The organism is Micromonospora sp. ANENR4 (assembly GCF_015354395.1).
GTDB lineage: Bacteria > Actinomycetota > Actinomycetes > Mycobacteriales > Micromonosporaceae > Micromonospora > Micromonospora aurantiaca.
Window position 1 is genome coordinate 48,172 of record NZ_JADKYQ010000019.1, and the last position, 19,130, is coordinate 67,301.

The 19,130-nt window shown below is 71.8% G+C and carries 19 protein-coding genes; 13 read left to right on the top strand and 6 right to left on the bottom strand.

The window, feature by feature from the left end:
- Positions 1-107: 107 nt before the first annotated feature.
- From ngcE (IRY44_RS27380) to IRY44_RS27395, 4 genes are all read left to right on the top strand, one after another.
- Positions 108-1,523 carry an N-acetylglucosamine/diacetylchitobiose ABC transporter substrate-binding protein gene (ngcE, locus tag IRY44_RS27380; protein WP_194803078.1) on the top strand — a complete coding sequence of 472 codons (1,416 nt, stop codon included), beginning with the start codon at positions 108-110 and terminating at the stop codon, positions 1,521-1,523.
- Complete coding sequence (locus IRY44_RS27385; protein ID WP_013287344.1) at positions 1,523-2,431, top strand: carbohydrate ABC transporter permease; 909 nt, start codon at positions 1,523-1,525, stop codon at positions 2,429-2,431. The genes ngcE (IRY44_RS27380) and IRY44_RS27385 overlap by 1 nt, the downstream gene beginning before the upstream one ends.
- Positions 2,428-3,333, top strand: coding sequence for a carbohydrate ABC transporter permease (locus IRY44_RS27390; RefSeq protein ID WP_194803079.1), 906 nt, complete (start codon positions 2,428-2,430; stop codon positions 3,331-3,333). Before IRY44_RS27385 ends, IRY44_RS27390 begins: the two co-directional genes overlap by 4 nt.
- Before the next feature lie 85 nt (positions 3,334-3,418).
- Positions 3,419-4,009 (top strand): hypothetical protein, encoded by a 591-nt coding sequence (locus IRY44_RS27395; protein WP_194803080.1) that lies wholly within the window; start codon positions 3,419-3,421, stop codon positions 4,007-4,009.
- A gap of 148 nt (positions 4,010-4,157) precedes the next feature.
- On the opposite strand, the gene IRY44_RS27400 is transcribed toward IRY44_RS27395, so the two are convergent.
- Positions 4,158-5,147, bottom strand: coding sequence for an N-acetylglucosamine kinase (locus IRY44_RS27400; protein ID WP_194803081.1), 990 nt, complete (start codon positions 5,145-5,147; stop codon positions 4,158-4,160).
- Positions 5,148-5,304: 157 nt separating this feature from the next.
- On the opposite strand from IRY44_RS27400, the gene IRY44_RS27405 reads away from it, so the two are divergent.
- From IRY44_RS27405 to IRY44_RS27445, 9 genes are all read left to right on the top strand, one after another.
- Complete coding sequence (locus IRY44_RS27405; RefSeq protein ID WP_120569014.1) at positions 5,305-6,252, top strand: MurR/RpiR family transcriptional regulator; 948 nt, start codon at positions 5,305-5,307, stop codon at positions 6,250-6,252.
- Complete coding sequence (locus IRY44_RS27410; RefSeq protein ID WP_194803082.1) at positions 6,249-6,998, top strand: SIS domain-containing protein; 750 nt, start codon at positions 6,249-6,251, stop codon at positions 6,996-6,998. The genes IRY44_RS27405 and IRY44_RS27410 overlap by 4 nt, the downstream gene beginning before the upstream one ends.
- 23 nt (positions 6,999-7,021) lie before the next feature.
- Positions 7,022-8,434, top strand: coding sequence for an N-acetylglucosamine/diacetylchitobiose ABC transporter substrate-binding protein (ngcE, locus tag IRY44_RS27415; RefSeq protein ID WP_091427483.1), 1,413 nt, complete (start codon positions 7,022-7,024; stop codon positions 8,432-8,434).
- A gap of 22 nt (positions 8,435-8,456) precedes the next feature.
- Positions 8,457-9,398, top strand: a complete 942-nt coding sequence (locus IRY44_RS27420) for a carbohydrate ABC transporter permease (protein WP_120569017.1) — start codon at positions 8,457-8,459, stop codon at positions 9,396-9,398.
- A gap of 13 nt (positions 9,399-9,411) precedes the next feature.
- Positions 9,412-10,362, top strand: coding sequence for a carbohydrate ABC transporter permease (locus tag IRY44_RS27425; protein WP_194803083.1), 951 nt, complete (start codon positions 9,412-9,414; stop codon positions 10,360-10,362).
- Positions 10,363-10,423: 61 nt separating this feature from the next.
- Positions 10,424-12,127 carry a bifunctional 3'-5' exonuclease/DNA polymerase gene (locus tag IRY44_RS27430; protein ID WP_194803120.1) on the top strand — a complete coding sequence of 568 codons (1,704 nt, stop codon included), beginning with the start codon at positions 10,424-10,426 and terminating at the stop codon, positions 12,125-12,127.
- A 140-nt stretch (positions 12,128-12,267) separates the two neighbouring features.
- Positions 12,268-12,861, top strand: coding sequence for an NTP transferase domain-containing protein (locus tag IRY44_RS27435; protein WP_091331223.1), 594 nt, complete (start codon positions 12,268-12,270; stop codon positions 12,859-12,861).
- A 39-nt stretch (positions 12,862-12,900) separates the two neighbouring features.
- Complete coding sequence (locus IRY44_RS27440) at positions 12,901-13,233, top strand: TfoX/Sxy family protein (RefSeq protein ID WP_194803084.1); 333 nt, start codon at positions 12,901-12,903, stop codon at positions 13,231-13,233.
- A 92-nt stretch (positions 13,234-13,325) separates the two neighbouring features.
- The gene (locus tag IRY44_RS27445; protein WP_194803085.1) at positions 13,326-14,042 is read left to right on the top strand and encodes a VOC family protein; all 717 of its coding nucleotides are present in this window, start codon (positions 13,326-13,328) and stop codon (positions 14,040-14,042) included.
- 39 nt (positions 14,043-14,081) lie between these two features.
- On the opposite strand, the gene IRY44_RS27450 is transcribed toward IRY44_RS27445, so the two are convergent.
- The 5 genes from IRY44_RS27450 to IRY44_RS27470 are packed head-to-tail and all read right to left on the bottom strand — an operon-like array spanning position 14,082 to position 19,128.
- A complete protein-coding gene (locus IRY44_RS27450) occupies positions 14,082-15,725 on the bottom strand; it encodes a DUF4127 family protein (RefSeq protein ID WP_194803086.1) in 1,644 nt (547 codons plus the stop codon).
- Positions 15,722-16,435 carry an N-acetylmannosamine-6-phosphate 2-epimerase gene (locus IRY44_RS27455; RefSeq protein ID WP_194803087.1) on the bottom strand — a complete coding sequence of 238 codons (714 nt, stop codon included), beginning with the start codon at positions 16,433-16,435 and terminating at the stop codon, positions 15,722-15,724. The genes IRY44_RS27450 and IRY44_RS27455 overlap by 4 nt, the downstream gene beginning before the upstream one ends.
- Positions 16,432-17,352, bottom strand: coding sequence for an ROK family protein (locus IRY44_RS27460; protein WP_194803088.1), 921 nt, complete (start codon positions 17,350-17,352; stop codon positions 16,432-16,434). The genes IRY44_RS27455 and IRY44_RS27460 overlap by 4 nt, the downstream gene beginning before the upstream one ends.
- Complete coding sequence (locus IRY44_RS27465) at positions 17,349-18,191, bottom strand: carbohydrate ABC transporter permease (RefSeq protein WP_013475968.1); 843 nt, start codon at positions 18,189-18,191, stop codon at positions 17,349-17,351. Before IRY44_RS27465 ends, IRY44_RS27460 begins: the two co-directional genes overlap by 4 nt.
- Positions 18,181-19,128 (bottom strand): carbohydrate ABC transporter permease, encoded by a 948-nt coding sequence (locus IRY44_RS27470; protein WP_194803089.1) that lies wholly within the window; start codon positions 19,126-19,128, stop codon positions 18,181-18,183. The genes IRY44_RS27465 and IRY44_RS27470 overlap by 11 nt, the downstream gene beginning before the upstream one ends.
- Positions 19,129-19,130 lie beyond the last annotated feature (2 nt).

The following is a 19,130-nucleotide window of genomic DNA, read 5'->3' on the forward strand; positions in this document are numbered from 1 at the left end:
GTCTTGTGGTCCCCGTCGCACTGTCGTAGAAATTCTTCATTGGAAATGCGTCTTGTGAAGACAAGCGACAGGGTGCTCACCGCGCGTACCCGGACCGAGGAGATGCGATGAACAGGCGTGAGATCCTACGGCGCAGCGCCGCCGCCGGTCTGCTGGCCACCCCCGCCGCCGGGCTGCTCGCCGGCTGCGCCACGTCGGGTGGGGGCGACGAGGGCGACAAGGCCGCGTACAAGGGCACCAAGAGCGAGCAGAACCCGCTCGGCGTGGCCGAGGACGCCCCGCTGGAGGTGGTGATCTTCAACGGCGGGTTCGGGGAGGACTACGCCAAGGCCCACGAGGCCATGTACAAGGAGCGGTACCCGAAGGCGGAGATCAAGCACTCGGCCACCGCGGAGATCAGCAAGACGCTCCAGCCCCGCTTCGTCGACGGCAGCCCGCCCGACGTGGTGAACAACTCCGGCGCCGGCCAGATCGACTTCAACGGCCTGGTCTCCCAGAACGCGCTCGCCGACCTGGGCGAGCTGCTCGCCGCGCCGAGCCTCGACACGCCCGGCAAGACGGTCAAGGACACACTGCTGCCCGGCACCGTCGAGGTCGGCTCATACGACGGCCGGTTCCTGGTGCTCAACTACACCTACACGGTGTACGGCATCTGGCACTCCACCAAGCTGTTCGCCGACCGCGGCTGGGAGGACGCCAAGACCTGGGACGACCACATCGCGCTCTGCCGCCGGATCAAGGCCGCCGGTATCGCCCCCTGGACGTACGCCGGTGTGCACCCCCGCTACATGAGCTGGCCGCTGATCTCCACCGCGATCAAGCTCGGCGGCCCGTCCGTGGCACTGGCGATCGACAACCTGGAGCCGAACGCCTGGAAGTCGGACGCGATGAAGACCGCCGCCGACGCCTGGCACCAGATCGTCAAGGACAAGTTCATCCTCGACGGTTCCCCGGGCCTGGACCACAAGCAGTCGCAGACCGCGTGGTGCCAGGGCAAGGCCGCGTTCATCTCCTGCGGCTCCTGGCTGGAGAGCGAGCAGAAGGACGTCACGCCGGCCGGGTTCAACATGACGGTCGCGCCGACGCCGAGCCTGGGCAGCGGCGACAAGCTGCCGTACGAGGCGATCCGCGGCACCGCCGGCGAGCCGTTCATGGTGCCGGCCAAGGCGCGTAACGTCGCCGGTGGCCTGGAGTACTTCCGGACGATGCTGTCCCGCAAGGGCGCGCAGGACTTCACCCGGAAGGTCGCCAGCCTGCCCGTGGTCGCCGGCGCGACCGAGGGCATCGAGCTGCCGTACGGGCTCAGCACCGTGGTCAAGGCGCTCGACGCGTCCGGGTCCAACGGCTTCAACTGGGTCTACAACAACTACTACCGCAAGCTGGAGCGCAACCTGGTCGACGCGGCCTGCGGCGAGTTCTTCAGCGGCCGGATCTCCCCGGCCGAGTTCCTCGACCAGTGCCAGAAGGGCGCCGACTCGATCGCCGGAGACAGCTCGGTCAAGAAGTACAAGCGGTCCGCGTGATGCGACAGGGCCGCCTCCCCCTGATCCTCACGTTCCTCCTGCCGCCACTGGCGTTGTACGGCATCTTCGTGCTGTCGCCGTACCTCCAGGCTTTTCAGATATCCACCACCGACTGGATGGGCTACTCCGCGCAGGCCGACCCGGTCGGCATGGCGAACTTCCGCACGCTGCTGCACGACGGGTACGTGTGGAACGCGTTGAAGAACAACGCGATCCTGCTCGCCGTGGTGCCGGTGGTGACGATCGGGCTGGGCCTGTTCTTCGCCAGCATGCTCACGATGGGCGGCCGCAAGGGCCGGGCCGGTGTGACCGGGGTGCGCGGCACCTCGGTCTACCGGCTCGTCTACTTCTTCCCCCAGGTGCTCTCGGTGGTGATCATCGCGCTGCTCTGGAAGGAGATCTACAGTCCGACGAGTGGCCTGCTCAACGGTGCCCTGCGCGCCGTCGGGCTGGCCACCCCGGCCTGGCTCGGCGACCCGCGCTTCGCGTTCTGGTGCGTGCTGGCGGTGATGGTGTGGAGCAACGTCGGCTTCTACGTGGTGCTCTTCGGCGCCGCCATGCAGGCCATCCCGCGTGACATCTACGAGGCGGTGCTGCTCGACGGCGCGTCCCGCACCACGATGCTGCGGAAGATCACCATTCCGCTGCTCTGGGACACCATCCAGGTGGCCTGGATCTACCTCGCCATCGCCGCGCTGGACGGCTTCATCCTGGTCCAGCTCATGACGAACGGCGGGCCGAACTTCTCCTCCGACGTGATCGGGCTGCGGATGTACGACACGTCGTTCGGCAGCGAGAACAAGTTCGGGTACGCCTCGGCGATCGGCGTGGCGATGTTCTTCCTGACCCTCTCGGTGGCGGTGCTGGCGCTGCGCACCGCCCGGCGTGATCGGATCGAGTACTCGTGACCACCGTGGACACCGGCGCCCCGGCCGCCGACGCGACCCGTGCGGCCACCCCTGCCGACCGGCCGCCCCGCCGCGAGCTGGGCGTGGCGAACGTCTTCTCGCACGGCTTCCTGCTGCTCTGGGCCGCCATGACGATCCTGCCGCTGGCCTGGATGGTGCTCAGCTCGCTCAAGACCAACGGCGAGATCGTCGCCGAGCCCTGGGGGCTGCCCGAGGCGCTGCGCTTCGACAACTGGACGCGCGCCTGGACCACCGCCCACATCGGCCGCTTCTTCTTCAACAGCCTGGTCGTGGTGACCGGCTCGCTGAGCCTGACCATGCTGCTCGGCGCCACCGCCGCGTACGTCTTCGCGCGCTACGAGTTCCGCGGCCGGCAGGTCGTCTACTACCTGTTCGTCGGCGGCATGATGTTCCCGGTCTTCCTGGCGTTGGTCCCACTGTTCTTCGTGGTCCGCAGCGTCGGCATGCTCGGCACCTGGCCCGGCCTGATCCTGGTCTACACCGCGTACTCGCTGCCGTTCACCGTGTTCTTCCTGACCGCGTTCTTCCGGACGCTGCCGACCTCGGTGGCGGAGGCCGCGCTGATCGACGGATGCGGCCACTTCCGACTGTTCTTCCGGGTGATGCTGCCGATGGCGCGACCGGGATTGATCAGTGTGGGGATCTTCAACTTCCTCAGCCACTGGAACCAGTTCCTGCTGCCCCAGGTGCTGCTGCCCGGCGACGGGCAGGACCGGATGCTCGCTCAGGGACTGAGTTCGCTCGCGGTCAGCCAGGGCTACGCCGGTGACTACGCCCAGTTGTTCGCCGGCCTGACCATCGCGGTGCTCCCGGTGCTCGTGGTGTACGTGGCGTTCCAGCGCCAGGTCCAGTCCGGACTGACCGCCGGGCAGCTCAAGTGAGGTGGTTGCCACAGGCAACGGGGCAGTGGAGAAGATCGAGCTGACCTAGGGTGAGCCGGCACGCTCATCTATCGACAGGAATCTCATGTTCTTCCTCCTCTACACACTGTTGCTGCTGCTCGGCGGCATCGCGATGATCGTCGTCGGCGTGGCCGTCAAGGAACAGGGCAAGGGCTCCCGGATCCTCAACGTGGTGATCGGCCTGGCCTTCTTCGGGTACGGCTTCTACCTGCTGTTCCTCTTCGACGGCGACAGCTACCGGATCTTCTTCTACGTCTTCGTGCTGCCGATCCTGCTGATCGTGCGCGCGGTCAAGGCACGCAAGGAGGCCCGCGAGCAGGCCGCGGCGCAGCAGTACGCGGGCGGCCAGCAGTACCCGGGCGGCCAGCACTACCCCGGCGGGCCGCAGCAGCCGGGCCCGTACCCGGCGGCGGGGCACGGTCAGCCCGGTCCGGCGTTGCCGCCCGCCCAGGGCCAGCACGCCCAGGGGCAGCCCGTCCCGGGTCAGTCCGCACCGTATGGTGCCGCGCCGCAGGGGCACCCGGCTCAGCCCGCCCCGCAGGGCTGGCACCCGAATCAGCCGGCACCTCATGGCATCGCGCCGCAGGCTCACCCGGGCCAACCCGCTCCGCAGGGCTGGCACCAGGCTCAGCCCGGTTCGCAAGACCGATACTGATCGGCGCGAGTGCCGGCTCACGCCGAGAACTGCAGGAAGCGGCGAGTGGAACGTCATGGGTGTCAAACGGGCGTTTTGACACCCATGACGTTCCACCCAACGGCCGCCGCCGCGGCGGGGCGCAGCGCAGCGCGGCAGGGCGGGCGGGTCAGGTGGGTGGGGGCACCAGGCGGGTGTGGAGTGCCGCCGGGTCGGTCACCTCGGGCAGGTCGCGGGCGGCGAGCCAGGCCGCGGCGGCCGCACCGTCCCCGGCGCTGTGCAGCGGCGCGTCCGGCCACCGGTCGGCCAGCTCGGCGCGTACCGCGCCGGCCAGCGGGGTGTCGCCGGTGAGCAGCCCGCCGCCGAGCACCACCGGATCTGCCGCACCCGGCGGGCGGATCCGGGAGACGCTCTCCGCCAGCAGCGCCGCGGCCTCGGTGATCAGCGCGACGGCCGTCGGCTCCCCGTCCCGTGCCGACGACACCACGAGCGGCGCGAGCCGGGCCAGTTCCACAGGCGGCCGCCGGGTGACCGCCTGCACCACGGCTCCGGCCGTCACTCGCGGCTGAGCGTCCACAGCGGGCGTGCCGGTCAGCTCCGCCAGCACCTGCCGGTTCAGGGTGCCGGGGGTCTCCGCGCGGTCCAGGTCGGTCAGCAGCCGGCGGACCGCCTCGCGGCCGAGCCAGAACCCGGAGCCCGCGTCGCCGAGCAGCCAGCCGTGGCCGTCGGCGGTCCGGTCCAGCCGCAGGTCGCGTACCTGGGCGGCGATCGCGCCGGTGCCGGCGACGAGCACGGTGCCGTCCGGTGCGGCGGTGCCGGAGGCGTAGGCGACCAGGGCGTCGCCGTGCACGGCGTACGGGCACCGTAGTCCCGCCTCGGCCCAGGCCCGGTCGAACGCGTCCCGGCCGTGCGCGTCGGCCAGGAGGCGGCCGGCCCCCGCGAGGCCGATGACGCCGGCGCGTACCCGATGGGGGTCGATGCCGGCGAGCGCCGCGCGCAGGGCGGCGAGCAGCTCGGCGGCGGCCCGGTCGGCGCCGTGGCTGGTGGGGTTGCCGCCGCCGGCGCGGCCGGCGCCCAGGCGGGTGCCGTCGAGGCTCAGCGCTGTGGCGCGGGTGGAGGTGCCCCCGACGTCGAGGCCGACCACGACGGTGTCCGACATGGTCCCCATGCTGGTCGGCCGCGTCTCCGGGCGCAAGATCGCGCCGGTGCGGCAGGTAACAGTTTGAAAACTTCGCCCACGCCCTTGACACGGAGGGGCCTTCAGTAAGAACTTTTACCACTAACAGTTAACACTCTTTTCCGAAAGGCGCCCGCCGATGGCCGAGCACGAGGTGGAGACTTCCGCGGCGACCGCGGTGGTCGATGCCGGTCCGGCCGACCGGCTGGGCGCCGACGGGGTGCTGGCCCGGGTCCGGGCCGGCACGGGGGAGCTGACCGGGGCGCTGCGCCGGGTCGCCGAGCACGTGCTCAGTGACCCGGAGGCGGCCGCCCGGGCCACCATCGTCGAACTGGCCGAGCGCAGCGGCACGTCACCGGCGACCATCACCCGGTTCTGCCGGGCGATGGGCTTCGAGGGGTACGCGGACCTGCGGCTCGGCATCGCCGCCGAGACCGGCCGGGCCCGCTCGGCCGGCTGGACCGTCGACATCGGACGGGAGATCCAGCCCGGCGACCCGCTGTCCCGGGTGCTCGACCAGATCATGGCCGCCGACACGCGGGCCATGCACGACACCGCCGCGCTGCTCGACCTGGCCGAGGTGGAACGCGCGGCGGTCGCCATCGCCGGGGCCAGCCGGGTGAACATCTTCGGGGCCAGCGGCAGCGCGCTCGTCGGCGAGGAGATGCAGTTCAGCCTGCACCGCATCGGCGTCGCCGCGTGGGCCTGGAGCGACGTGCACGAGGGACTCGCCAGCGCCGCGCTGCTCGGTGCCGGGGACGTCGCGCTCGGCATCTCGCACACCGGGCAGACCCGGGAGACGATCGAGCTGCTCGCCGAGGCCGGCAGCCGCGGTGCCACCACCGTCGCGCTCACCGGCTTCCCCCGCTCGCCGCTGGCCGAGCTGGCCGACATCGTGCTGGTCACCGCCAGCCAGGCCACCACGTTCCGGCCGGACGCGCTCTCCGCCCGGCACCCGCAGCTCGTCGTGCTCGACCTGCTCTACATCGCGGTGGCGCAGCGCACCCACGACCGCGCCCACGCGGCCTTCCGGCGTACCGCCCAGGCCGTCGACGGGCACAAGGCCGCGAAGGGGGCCCTCTCATGATCAGTGCCCAGAGGTACGCCGACGCGGTCCGCCCGGTGCTCGACCGGCTGGTGGACAGCCAGTCCGTGGCGGTGGACCGGGCAGCCGACCTGATCGCCTCCGGGCTGCGCGCCGGCGGCGTCCTCCAGGCGTTCGGCGCCGGCCACTCGGAGGCGTTCGCCGCCGAGCTGGTCGCCCGGGCCGGCGGCCTGGTCCCCGCCAACCGGCTCTCCCTGCACGACCTCGTGCTGCACGGCGACGCGCCCCGCGACGTGCTCGCCGACCCGAAGCTGGAACGCGACCCGGCCGTGGCGCACCAGCTGTACGCCCTGGCGGCGCCGCAGCCGGGGGACGTGTTCGTGGTCGCCTCGCAGTCCGGCATCAACGGCTCGGTGGTCGAGCTGGCGACGCTCGTCAAGCACGGCGGCCACCCGTTGATCGCTGTCACCTCGGTCGAGCACACCGCCCGGGTAGCTCCTCGGCACCCCTCCGGGCACCGGCTCGCCGACCTCGCCGACGTCGTGCTGGACAACGGCGCGCCGTACGGCGACGCACTGCTGCCGCTCGAGGGCGGCGGCGCGGTCTGTGCGGTCTCCTCGGTCACCGCGGCGCTGCTGGCGCAGCTGCTGACCGCGGAGGTCGTACGACGGTTCCACCAGGCCGGAGAGGTACCCCCTGTCTACCTCTCCGCCAACGTCCCCGGTGGGGACGAGCACAACCTCGCCCTCGAGTCGCGGTACGCCGGGCGTCTCCGGCGGACCGCCTGACCCGACCCACAAGGAGAGACAAGATGTCGGTTTCCCCCGAGAAGTTCGGCGACGTCAGCCGTCGGACCCTGCTGCGGCGCGCCGCGGCGGCCGGTCTGCTGGCCGTACCGGCGGCGGGTCTGCTGAGCGCGTGCGCCGGCAGTGAGCCGAGCAAGTCCGACGGCGGCGGCGCGGCCAAGAGCAAGGACAACCCGTTCGGTGTCAAGGACGGCAGCGCGGTCAAGGTGGTCGTCTTCAACGGTGGCCTGGGCGACCAGTGGGCCAAGGAAGACAAGGTCATCTTCAACGCCAAGCACGCGAACGTCACGGTCAACATGTCTTCGACCCAGAAGATCAAGACCGAAGAGCAGCCCAAGATGGCGACGCAGCCGAGCGACCTGGTGATGAACTCGGGCGCCGACATGATGGACCGCAGCACGCTGATCAACGAGGGCGCGATCGAGCCGCTGGACGACCTGCTCACCGCGCCGGCCTGGGACAGCGAGGGGACTGTCGCCGACAGCCTGCTGCCGGGCACGGTCGCCGACGGTACGCAGAACGGCAAGTTCTACGTCGTGAACGTGGCGTACACGGTGTGGGGCAACTGGTACAACGCCGCGCTCTTCAAGAAGGAGGGCTGGACGGCGCCGACCACCTGGGACGAGTTCTTCGCGCTCGCGCCGAAGATCAAGGCCAAGGGCATGGCGCCGTACGTGCACGACGCGGTGCACGGCTACTACCCGCGCTGGGCGCTGTTCGCCAGCATCTGGAAGGCCGTCGGCAAGCAGGCGGTCGTCGACATCGACAACCTGAAGGACGGCGCCTGGAAGGCCGACGGCATCGTCGCGGCGCTGGAGCCGTGGGAGAAGCTGGTCAAGGACAAGCTGCTGCTGCCGGGCAAGCTCGACCACACCCAGTCGCAGCAGGCGTTCCTGGACGGCAAGGCGGCCTTCATCCAGGTCGGCACCTGGCTGAAGAACGAGATGGCCGCGACCATCCCGCCGGGCTTCGAGATGACCATCTCCGACTACTGGAGCAAGAGCGGGGACAAGGCCGCCAAGGATGTCTTCGCCTCGTCCGGCGAGGGCTTCGTGGTGCCGAGCAAGGCGCCGAACAAGGAGGCCGCGAAGGAGTTCCTGCGGGCCATCCTCTCCAAGGCCGGTTCGGCGAAGTTCGCCGAGCTGACCAAGTCGCTGGCCTCCACCAAGGGCTCCGGCGACAACGTCCAGGACACCGCGCTGGCGTCGGCGAACTCGCTGATGAAGAGCGGCAGTTCGGACCTGATCTCGGTGAAGTTCCCGGACTTCTACGCCGACCTGGACAAGGAGAGCCAGAACCTCTCCGAGGAGCTGATGGCCGGCCGCCTGACCGCGCAGCAGTTCGTCGACAAGATGCAGGCGGCCGCCGACAAGGTCGCCAAGGACTCGTCGATCAAGAAGCAGACCCGCACCGCCTGATCACCGCGAGGAAGTGAGTCCAATGCGGCACGGAGTCGCGCGTTTCGTCACGGGCTTCCTGGCCCTGCCCGTCGCGCTGTACCTGTTCTACGTGGTGTGGCCGTTCGCCCAGGCGGCGGGATACTCGCTGACCGACTGGGGCGGGTACTCCGATTCCCAGCGCTTCGTCGGGCTGGACAACTACGTCCGGCTGTTCTCCGACGAGCTGATCCGGAAGGCGTTCTGGCACAACGTGTTCTTCCTGGTCACCGTGCCGCTGTTCACGATCGCGCTGGCCCTGTTCCTCGCGTTCCTGCTCAACGTGGGCGGACGCGAGGACAGGGCCGGCATCCGCGGAGTCTTCGGCTCCGGGATCTACAAGGTCATCTTCTTCTTCCCGCAGGTGCTGTCGCTGGTGGTCATCGCTGTCATGTGGCAGCAGATCTACCGCACCGACGGGCAGGGCCTGATCAACGGCCTGCTCATCAAGATCGGGCTGGTCGACGCGGACAACCCGATCGCCTTCACCGCCGACCCGGAGCCTTTCCTCGGCGTGCCGGCGGTGCTCTGGTGGCTGCTGTTCATCGCGGTGTGGAGCGGCGCCGGCTTCTACATGGTGCTGTTCTCCGCCGCGATGCAGTCGATCCCGAAGGACATCTACGAGGCCGCGATCCTCGACGGCGCGGGCCGGTTCCACACGTTCTTCAAGGTGACCCTGCCGCTGCTGCGGGACAGCATCTCGGTCGCCTGGGTCTATCTGGGCTTCATCGCGCTGGACATGTACGCGCTGGTGTTCGTCATGACGCCGAGCCAGGGCGGGCCGAACCACGCCAGCGAGATCTTCGCCTCGGTGATCCAGTTCAACGCGTTCCAGAAGGGCCAGTTCGGTTACGCCTGCGCGATCGCCGTCGCGTTGGCCATCTTCACCATCCTGCTGGCCGCGCTCCAGCTGAGGATCACCCGCCGTGAGCGGATCGAGTACTGAGGAGGTCTGGACGATGAGCACTGTGACCCACGCCTCCGGCCCGGCCCGGTCCGACACGGCACCGCCGGACCGGCCGCCCGCGGACCGGCGGAACGTCGGCAACGGCTTCGGCGGCCGGATCTTCAACGGCTTCTCGCACCTGTTCCTCGCGGTCTGGGCGATCATGGTGGTCTACCCGCTGCTGTGGGTGGTGATGTCGGCGCTCAAGACCGACTCCGAGGTGATCCGCGAGCCCCTGTCGCTGATCCCCGACGCCCTGCAGTGGGACAACTTCGCCCGCGCCTGGACCGCCGGGATCGACAGCTTCTTCCTGAACACGCTGCTCGTGCTGGTGTTCAGCGTGACGCTGACGATGCTGCTGGGTTCGATGGCCGCGTACGCCCTGGCACGCTACGAGTTCCGCGGCAACCGGCTGATCTACTGGATGTTCCTGTCCGGGCTGACGCTGCCGATCTACCTGGCCGCGGTGCCACTGTTCAAGGGCGTCTACAACACCGGCGTCAGCCTCCCGTTGCTCGGCCCGAACAAGCACCTCATGCTGATCCTGGTCTACGTGGCGTGGTCGCTGTCGTTCACGATCTTCTTCATGCACTCGTTCTTCCGGACGCTGCCCGACTCGATCGCCGAGGCGGCCCAGGTCGACGGGGCGTCGCACACCCGTACGTTCTTCAGCGTGATGCTGCCGATGGCCAAGCCGGGCCTGATCAGCATCGGCATCTTCAACGTGCTCGGCCAGTGGAACCAGTGGTACCTGCCGACGCTGCTCATGCAGTCGGTCTCGGGCGAGCCGAAGAACCAGGTGATCGCCCAGGGGTTGATCGAGTTGTCGGTCAACCAGGGGTACAAGTCGGACTGGAGCGGACTCTTCGCCGGGGTGACCATGGCGATGCTGCCGGTGCTTATCGTGTACATCGTCTTCCAGCGCCAGGTGCAGTCCGGCCTCACCGCCGGCGTCGGCAAGTAACGCGCGGGCGGCGTCGGCAAGTAACGCACGGGGTCCCGGCTCGACGAGCCGGGGCCCCGGCCTGTCGGTGGCACCGGGCAGAATCGCGTCCGTGCTGGTGGCGGTGGAGGCGGACGAGCGGGGCGGCGGCGTGCTGCAACCGCTGCACGCCGACGGCACCCCGTCCGGCCCGCCCGAGGAGGTGGCCGACCTGGCGACCGCCGTGGCCGCCCGGGAGGCCGCCGGCCACCCCCGCTGGATCTGGGCCGCCTGGACGGGCGTCTACCCGGCGCTGCTGCGCGCCGGGGTGCGGCTCGACCGCTGCCACGACGTCGAGCTGACCGAGGCGCTCCTGCTCGGGCACGCCGGCCGGTGGGGTGAGCCCCGCGCGCTGCCCGCCGCCTGGGCCCGGGTCACCGGCGCGCCGGTCCCGCCGGACCCGGCACCCCGCCCGCCCGAGCCGCCGGGCCACGCCCAGGCCGCGTTGTTCGAGCCGCCGTCCGGCCCGCCCGGTCCGGGCATCACGGCGTTGACCCGGGTGTACGCCGACCAGCTCGCCCGGATCGCCACGACCACCCACCCCGGCCGGTTCCGGCTGCTGGTGGCCGCCGAGTCGGCGGGCGCGCTGGTGGCGGCCGAGATGGGCGCGGCCGGGCTGCCGTGGCGCGCCGACGTGCACGACGCGATCCTGGCCGACCTGCTCGGCGAGCCGTCACCGGTCGGCGGGCCACCGCGCCGGCTGGCCGAGTTGCAGGCCCGGATCGCTGACGCGTTCGGCGTACGCCAGGTGCACGCCGACTCGCCCGCGGAGCTGTTGCGGGCGTTCGCCCGCGCGGGCGTGGACCTGCCGAACACGCGCGCCTGGGTGCTGCGCGGGGTGGAGCACCCGGCGGCGCCGCTGGTCCTGGAATACAAGGAGCTGTACCGGATCTGGACGGCGCACGGCTGGGCCTGGCGCGACGCCTGGGTCTCCGGCGGCCGGTTCCACCCGGAGTACGTACCAGGCGGTGTGGTCTCCGGCCGGTGGGCGACCCGGGGCGGCGGGGCGTTGCAGATCCCGAAGGTGATCCGGCAGGCAGTGGTGGCGGACCCGGGCTGGACGTTCGTGGTGGCCGATGCGGGTCAGCTCGAACCGCGCGTGCTCGCGGCGGTCTCCGGCGACGAGCGGCTCGCTGCGGCGGGCGGCGCCGGTGACCTCTACGCCGCGCTGGCCCGGGACGCGTTCGCCGGTGACCGGGCGAAGGCCAAGGTGGCCCTGCTCGGGGCGATGTACGGGCAGACCGGCGGGGCGGCGGTGCCGGCCCTGGCGGTGCTGCGGAAGAACTATCCGACCGCGTTCGGCTACGTCGAGGCGGCGGCGCGCACCGGCGAGGCGGGCGGGCTGGTCCGGTCCTGGCTGGGGCGTACCTGCCCGCCCGGGTCGGCGGGGTTCGCCGAGGGGGAGGAGCCGTTGCCGGAGGGCGGGGCCGATCCGCACAGCCCGTCGGCCCGGGCGGCCCGTTCGCGGGGGCGCTTCACCCGCAACTTCGTCGTCCAGGCCACCGCCGCCGAGTGGGCCTCCACGCTGCTGGCCACGTTGCGCACCGAGCTGGCCGGGACGGAGGCGGAGCTGGTCTTCTTCCAGCACGACGAGGTGGTGGTGCACTGCCCGGCCGGGCAGGCGGCGGTCGTCGCCGAGGCGGTCACCGCCGCCGGCGCGCGGGCCACCCGGCTGATGTTCGGCGACACCCCGGTCCGGTTCCCGCTCGACCTGTCCACTGTCGACTGCTACGCGGACGCGGCATAGTCACGCAATTTTCCGTTTTGCCCCGCTACTTGCCCCCGGCCGTGCTCGTTGGGTCCGGTGTGCGTACGACGGGACGGACCGGGCGGCTGTGCCCGGTCCGTCCCCTGATCGAGGGGGCACCGCTGAACCGGATCGCTGCAATGATCATCGCCGCCGGTGGCGGCCGCCGCATCGGCGGACCCGAAGCGCTGCTGCACCAGGGCGAGAAGCCGCTGGTCAGCCAGATGATCGACACGATGGCCGAGGCGGGCTGCGCGCAGGTCGTGGTCGTCCTGGGCGCGGCGGCCGAGCAGGTGCGGCAGACCACCGACCTGACCGGCGCCACAGTGGTGGTCAACCGCGCCTGGGGCACCGGGGTGGGCTCCTCGATCCGGGCCGGGCTCGCCGCGCTCACCGACGACGACATCGAGGCCGTCGTCGTGGTGCCGGTGGACATGCCCGGACTGACCGCGGCGGCGGTCCGCCGGGTCACCGCCCTGCCGTACCCGGACGTGCTGGTCTGCGCCACCTACGACGGGCTGCGCGGCTACCCGATGCTGTTCGGCCGCCGGCACTGGTCCGGCATCGCCACGCTCGCCAGCGCCGACGTCGGGGCGCGGCCGTACCTGCTGGCGCACAAGGACCAGATCGTCGACATCGCCTGCGACGCGGTGGCCGACGGCAGCCGGATCGACAGCCCGGAACTGATGGCGCTCTACGGCCTGTCCATCCCCGAACAGCGCGTCGGCGCCTGAGCGCGTCCCGCTGTCGGACCCGGATGCCACGATGCCGTCATGGCCTACGACGAGGACCTGGCGAACCGGGTACGCGAACGCCTCGGGCGCGAGCCCGGCATCACCGAGCGGCGCATGTTCGGCGGCCTGGCGATGATGCTGCGCGGCAACATGGCGGTGGTGGTGCGCGGCGCGGGCGGCCTGATGGTCCGGGTCGACCCGGCCGAGGCCGAGCGCGCGCTCGCCGAGCCCGGCGCCGAGGCGACAGTCATGCGGGGCCGGGAGATGCGGGGCTGGGTCACCGTGTCGCCCGATGCCTGCGAGCGCGACCCGGACCTGACCCGCTGGGTCGAGCGGGGCGTCCGCGTCGCGCGCACCCTCCCGGCGAAGTAGCGCGGCAGCGGGAAATCCGGCTGCGCGCCCGGGCCGCCCGGCCTACGCTCCTGACCTGCCGCCGACGACGGCGGCGGATCGGAGACGGGCGGATGGCTGTTCACCTCTACGCGGTCAGCCTCGACGCGGGCGACCCACTGCGGCTCGCCCGGTTCTGGTCCGGGGTGCTCGGCCGGGAGATCCTCGACGACCCGCGCGAGGGCGTGGCGCTGGGCGGCGACGCCCACAGCGACTTCCGCATCCGGTTCCTGCCCAGCGCTGCGCCGAAGACCGTGCAGAACCGGATCCACTTCGACCTGACCAGCGCGTCGCCGCAGGCTCAGCGGGACACCGTCGACCGGGCGCTGACGCTGGGCGGGCGGCACATCGACATCGGCCAGGGGCCGGACGACGACCAGGTGGTGCTCGCCGACCCGGAGGGCAACGAGTTCTGCGTCATCGGGGCGGGCAACACCTTCCTCGCCGGCTGCGGCCCGGTCGGCGCTGTCAACTGCGACGGCACCCGGGCGGCAGGCCTCTTCTGGAGCGAGGCGCTGGGCTGGCCGCTGGTCTGGGACCAGGACGAGGAGACAGCGATCCGGTCGCCGCGCGGGGGCGCGAAGGTCACCTGGAGCGGCCCGCCGCTGATGGACGCCGGTGGGCGGGACCGCGTACACCTGGATCTGGTCGCGGACGGTGACCGGGACGCGGAGGTCGACCGGCTGCTGGCGCTCGGCGCGACCCGGGCCGGTACGGGCCGGCACACCGCCGGCGACGTGGTGCTGGCCGACCCGGACGGCACCGAGTTCTGCCTGCTGACGGCCCGGTGACGCGGGTGCGGCCCGGGGGACCGCACCCGCGTCGTCCGGTCAGCGCAGCCGCAGGCTCGGCTCCAGCGTGACCTCGAACAGCCGGTCCCACGGCAGCTCGACCCGCACCGCGGTGACCCGGTCCAGCGTCGTGGTGAACGTCTTGCGTCCGCGTACCCCGAGCACCAGCTCGTGCCCGGCGAAGTGGTCGGCGAAGTACCGCTCGGTCAGCGGCACCAGCCGGTCGCGTACCCAGCCGTCGAAGTAGCGCTTCTGCTCGGCGTTCAGCGCCAGCGGATCCCAGCCCTGCGCGCGGGCGTGCGCGTACGCCTCGACCTGCACCACGTTCTTCCACGGGTCGTCCTTGACGAACCGGTAGAGCAGGTACTCGGCGTGCGCCCGGGCCGGCCCGCGCAGCTCCGGCACGCCGAAGCCGCTGCCGGAGCTGCGCAGGTACGCCCACCGCGCGGTGCCGTGCGCGAGCGCCAGCCCGAGCGCGTTGCCGCCGGTGTTCCACCCCGAGTACGACAGCAGCGCCGGCAGGTCCAGGCGGGCCTCCATCCGGGACACCAGGTCGTGGTCGCCCTTGTTGACGATCAGCGGGTCCACCACGATCACCGGGGTGCCGGCGGCCAGCAGCTCACCGATGCGGCCGACGAACGCGTCCAGGTCGGCGGCCCGCTGCCCGGCCGCCGCCGAGGGGGTGTTCACCGCGAGGACGATGTCCGCGTCGCCGGTCACCACCCGGCCGCCCACCGAGGTGACGTGCCGGCGGATGTTCTCCGCGAACGGGATGCCCTCCAGCGCGGCGGTCCAGCCCTCGCCGGACACCCCGGCGTACTCCACCCGGTAGGTGGGCGCGGCACCGGCGGCGACGACCCGCGCGACCAGCAGCGCGTTGACCTCGTCGGCGCCGGGGAAGATCTCCACCCGGTCGCCGACGCCGAGCCGCGCCACCAGCGCCTCCAGCTCGACCCGCTCGGCGCGGGCCAGGCCGACCGGCGCGGTGTCGTCCTCGGAGAGCACCAGGTGGCTGATCGTCCCGTCCGCGACCCACTCCACCATCAGCCGGTTGACCTGGTGGTTGCGTGCCCGCGCGGCCAGGTAGTCCTCGACCACGGCGTCGGGGATGCGCGCCCGCACGGCGTCGAGCTGGCCGCGCAGCGACTCCTGGCCCAGGTTGACCACCTGGTCGTACAGCTTGGCCCACTGGACCAGCAGGTCACGGTAGTTGTCCAGGTCGGTGCCGGTGCTGGTGATCGCGAGCCGCTGGATCGTGTCGTGCACCTCGATCACCGCGCCGGACCGGCGTGCGCGCAGCCGCCGGATCGCCTCCAGGTTGCGCAACGCGTCGGCCAGGGCCGGTGCGGCGGTACGTGAGGCGATCAGGCCCCCGTACGCCAGCATGCTCACCGAGATCACGTACCCGTCGACGCCGTCGGTGCCGTCGAGCCAGCGGGCGATGCCGGCACCGTCACCGGGGGTGAAGAAACGGCCCAGCAGGTTCCGCGGCGGCAGCAGCACCTCGGCGTCGGCGCTCGCACCGGTCATCTCCGCGCAGTACGTGTTGACCGGCCGGTCGTCCAGCGGCACCAGCGCCACGCTCGGTCGCCGGCCGGCGGGCCGGGCGAAGGCGGGGCCGCCGAGGGCGACGGTGGCCAGGCCGGCCGCGCCGGTGGCCGCAAGAAGGGTTCTTCTCTTCATCGATGCTCCCTTTTCTCCGGCGCGCTCGCCGCCCGGGGGGTGGCCGGAACCAGCCGGCGGGTGATCCACAGCGGTGAGGTGACGGCGTTGCCCGTCACCACCGCGTGGGCGCCCGCCTCGAAGGCCCGGCTGATCTGCTCCGTGGTCCGGTAGCGCCCTTCGGCGATCACCGGTACGGGCAGCAGCGCGGCGAGTCGCGCCACGAGCCCGAGGTCGGGCCCGTCGATCGGTGGGCCGGCCGGCGTGTAGCCGGACAGCGTGGTGGCGACCGCGTCCGCGCCGGCCTCGACGGCGGCGACGCCCTCGGCCACAGTGGCGACGTCGGCCAGGACCAGCGCGCCGGTCTGGTCGTGCACGGCGCGGACGGTGTCGGCGAAGGTCCGGCCGTCGGGCCGGGGGCGGTCGGTGGCGTCCACCGCGACGACGTGCGACCCGGCCCGCGCCGCTTCGAGGGCGTGCCCGGCGGTCGGGGTGATGAACACGCCCTGCGTGCCGTGCTTGTACAACCCGATCACCGGCACGTCGACGGCGGCGCGTACCGCCCGCACGTCGTCGGGGCCGTTGACCCGGACCGCCACCGCGCCCCCGCGGACGACGGCGGCGGCCACGCGGGCCTGGACGTACGGGTCGCGCATCGGGTCGCCGGGGTCGTCGGGCAGCGGCTGGCAGGACACGACCAGCCCGCCGGCCAGGTCGTCCAGGACACTCACGTGCTTGTTCCTCCGTCGTGGTGGATCGGTGCGGTGGCGAGCCGGGCGGCGCCGACCACCACCGCGTCGGCGCCCAGCGCCGCGGAAAGCAGCGGCACGTGCGCCCAGCCGTCGGGTAGCTCCGCCCGGTAGGCGGCCGTCGCGGCGGGAAGCACTGTGGCGGCGGCGCCGCCGGCGACCACCACCGCGTCCGGGTCGAGCAGGGCGACCAGCCCGGCCAGGGCCGCGCCGAGCGCGGCGCCGGCCCGGTCGACGACCTGCCGGGCGGCCGCGTCACCGGCCGCCGCACGCCGCGCCACCTCCCGGCCGGTGACCGGGTCACCGCCGGTGAGCGCGTACGCGGCGGCCAGGCCGGTGCCGGAGGCGATCGCCTCCAGGTGCCCGTACCGGCCGCAGCCGCAGCGCAGCCGGTGCGCGCCCGGGACCGGCAGGTGCCCGAGCTGGCCGGCCGCGCCCCGGGCGCCGACCTCGACCCGCCCGTCGTTGACGATCGCGCCGCCCAGCCCGGTGCCGACGGCGGCCAGCAACACGTGCCCCCGGCCCCGTCCGGCGCCGGCCCAGCACTCGCCGAGCGCCGCCGCGGCGACGTCGTTGGTGACGCGCACCGACCGGCCCAGCCGCGCTGCCAGCTCGTCGGCGACCGGGGTGCCGGCCCACCCGCGCAGGCTGTCCGTGGCGTACCGGATGGCGCCGGTCGCCGGGTCGACGGTGCCCGCGGTGCCCACCCCGACCGGCCCGGGGCCGGCGGCGGCGAGCAGCTCCGCGGCCAGGCCGGCGGCGGTGTCCAGCACCGCGGCCGGCCCGCCGCGCGCGGGGGTGGTCGCCTCGCGGCGGTCGAGCACCCGCGCGCCGGGACCGACCAGGGCGACGGCGGTCTTGGTGCCGCCGATGTCGATCCCGACGACCGGCTCGGTCATCCCTTCAGACCGGTGTGCGCGAGGCCCTCGACGAACTGCTTCTGCGCGATGACGAACACCGCCAGCACCGGCAGCGCGGTCATCGACGCCGCCGCGAGCTGCACGTCCCACATCGGACCGCCGTACGCGTCGACGAACTGGGTGAGCGCCTGCGGCAGGGTGAACTTGTCCGGCGAGGAGAGGAACACGATCGGTTCCAGGTACAGGTTCCAGCTGTGCAGGAACGTGAAGATGGCCACCGCGCCGAGCGCGGGCCGGGACAGCGGCAGCGCGATCTTCCAGAACGTGGCGAAGCGTCCCAGCCCGTCGACCCGCGCCGCCTCCTCCAGCTCACCGGGGAGGCTGATGAAGAACTGCCGCATGATGAACGTCGCCAGCACGCTCGGCGCCCCGAAGATCGGCACCAGGATCAGCGGCCAGTGGGTGTCGATCAGGTCGAGCTTGAAGAACATCTGGAACAGCGGCACGATCGTCACCTCGCTCGGGATGAGCAGGCCCGCGAGGACGACCAGGAACAGCACGTTCTGCCCCCGGAACCGGATCCGCGCGAACGCGTACCCGGCCAGCGACGCCACGGCCAGCGTGCCGACGGTGACCAGCAGCGCGATGTAGAGGCTGTTCAGGTACTGCTGCCCGAACGGCTGCAGCTCGAACACCCGCCGGTACGCGTCCAGCCGCGGATCGGTCGGCAGCAGCTGCGGCGGGAAGGAGAAGATGTCCGCCACCGGCTTCAGCGACGAGGTGACCATCCACCAGGTGGGGAACACGAACGGGACGGCGAGGACCATCAGTACGCCGTAGAGCACCAGCTTGGTCCGCCGGGACAGGTCACGATTCATGGAAGACCCACCTCTTGCGCATCTGCCACTGCAGCACCGTCAGCGCGAGCACGATGACGAACAGCAGGATCGACAGCGTCGCGCCGTAGCCGAAGTGATGGAACTGGAAGGCCTGCTGGTAGAGGTAGTAGACGAGCACCGTGGTCGAGGTGCCGGGCCCACCCTGGGTGAGCACCGCGATCTGCGCGAAGACCTGCAGCGAGCCGACCACCGTGATGATCGACGTGAGCATGATCGTCGGGCTGATCAGCGGCACCGTGATCCGCCAGAACTGGCGCATCCGGCTCGCGCCGTCCACCTCGGCGGCCTCGTACAGCTCGGCCGGCACGCCCTGCAGGGCGGCCAGGAACAGCACCATGTTCAGGCCGACGTTCTTGAACACCTGCACGACGATCACCGACAGCATCGCCGTGCCCTCGCCGCGCAGCCAGTTGGGGCCGTCGACGCCGATCGTGTCGAGCAGGCCGTTGATGCCGCCGTTGTCCTGCAACAGGAAGCCCCACACGATGGTCCACGCGACCAGCGAGACCACCACGGGGGAGAAGAACAGGGTGCGGAACACGATGGTCCCGCGCAGCCTCTGGTTGAGCAGGACGGCCAGCAGCAACGCCAGGCCGAGGTTGAACACGACCAGGCCGACCGAGAACAGGCCGGTCGACCGCAGCACCGGGCCCAGGTTGGGGTCGTCGGCCAGCGCGGCGTAGTTGTCGGTGCCGATGTAGTCGAAGCTGCCGGCCAGCACGTTCCACTCGTGCAGGCTGTACCAGACCACGAGGACCAGCGGCAGGATCACGAAGACCACGCTGCCGAGCAGCTGCGGGGTGATGAACAGGTATCCGGTGAGCTGGTCCCGGCGGCGGGTGGTCCAGAACGGCCGGGCCCGGCCCGGGGCGGGCCCGGCAGCAGCCGGGCCCACCCTGGTGTCCGTCTGGGTCATGA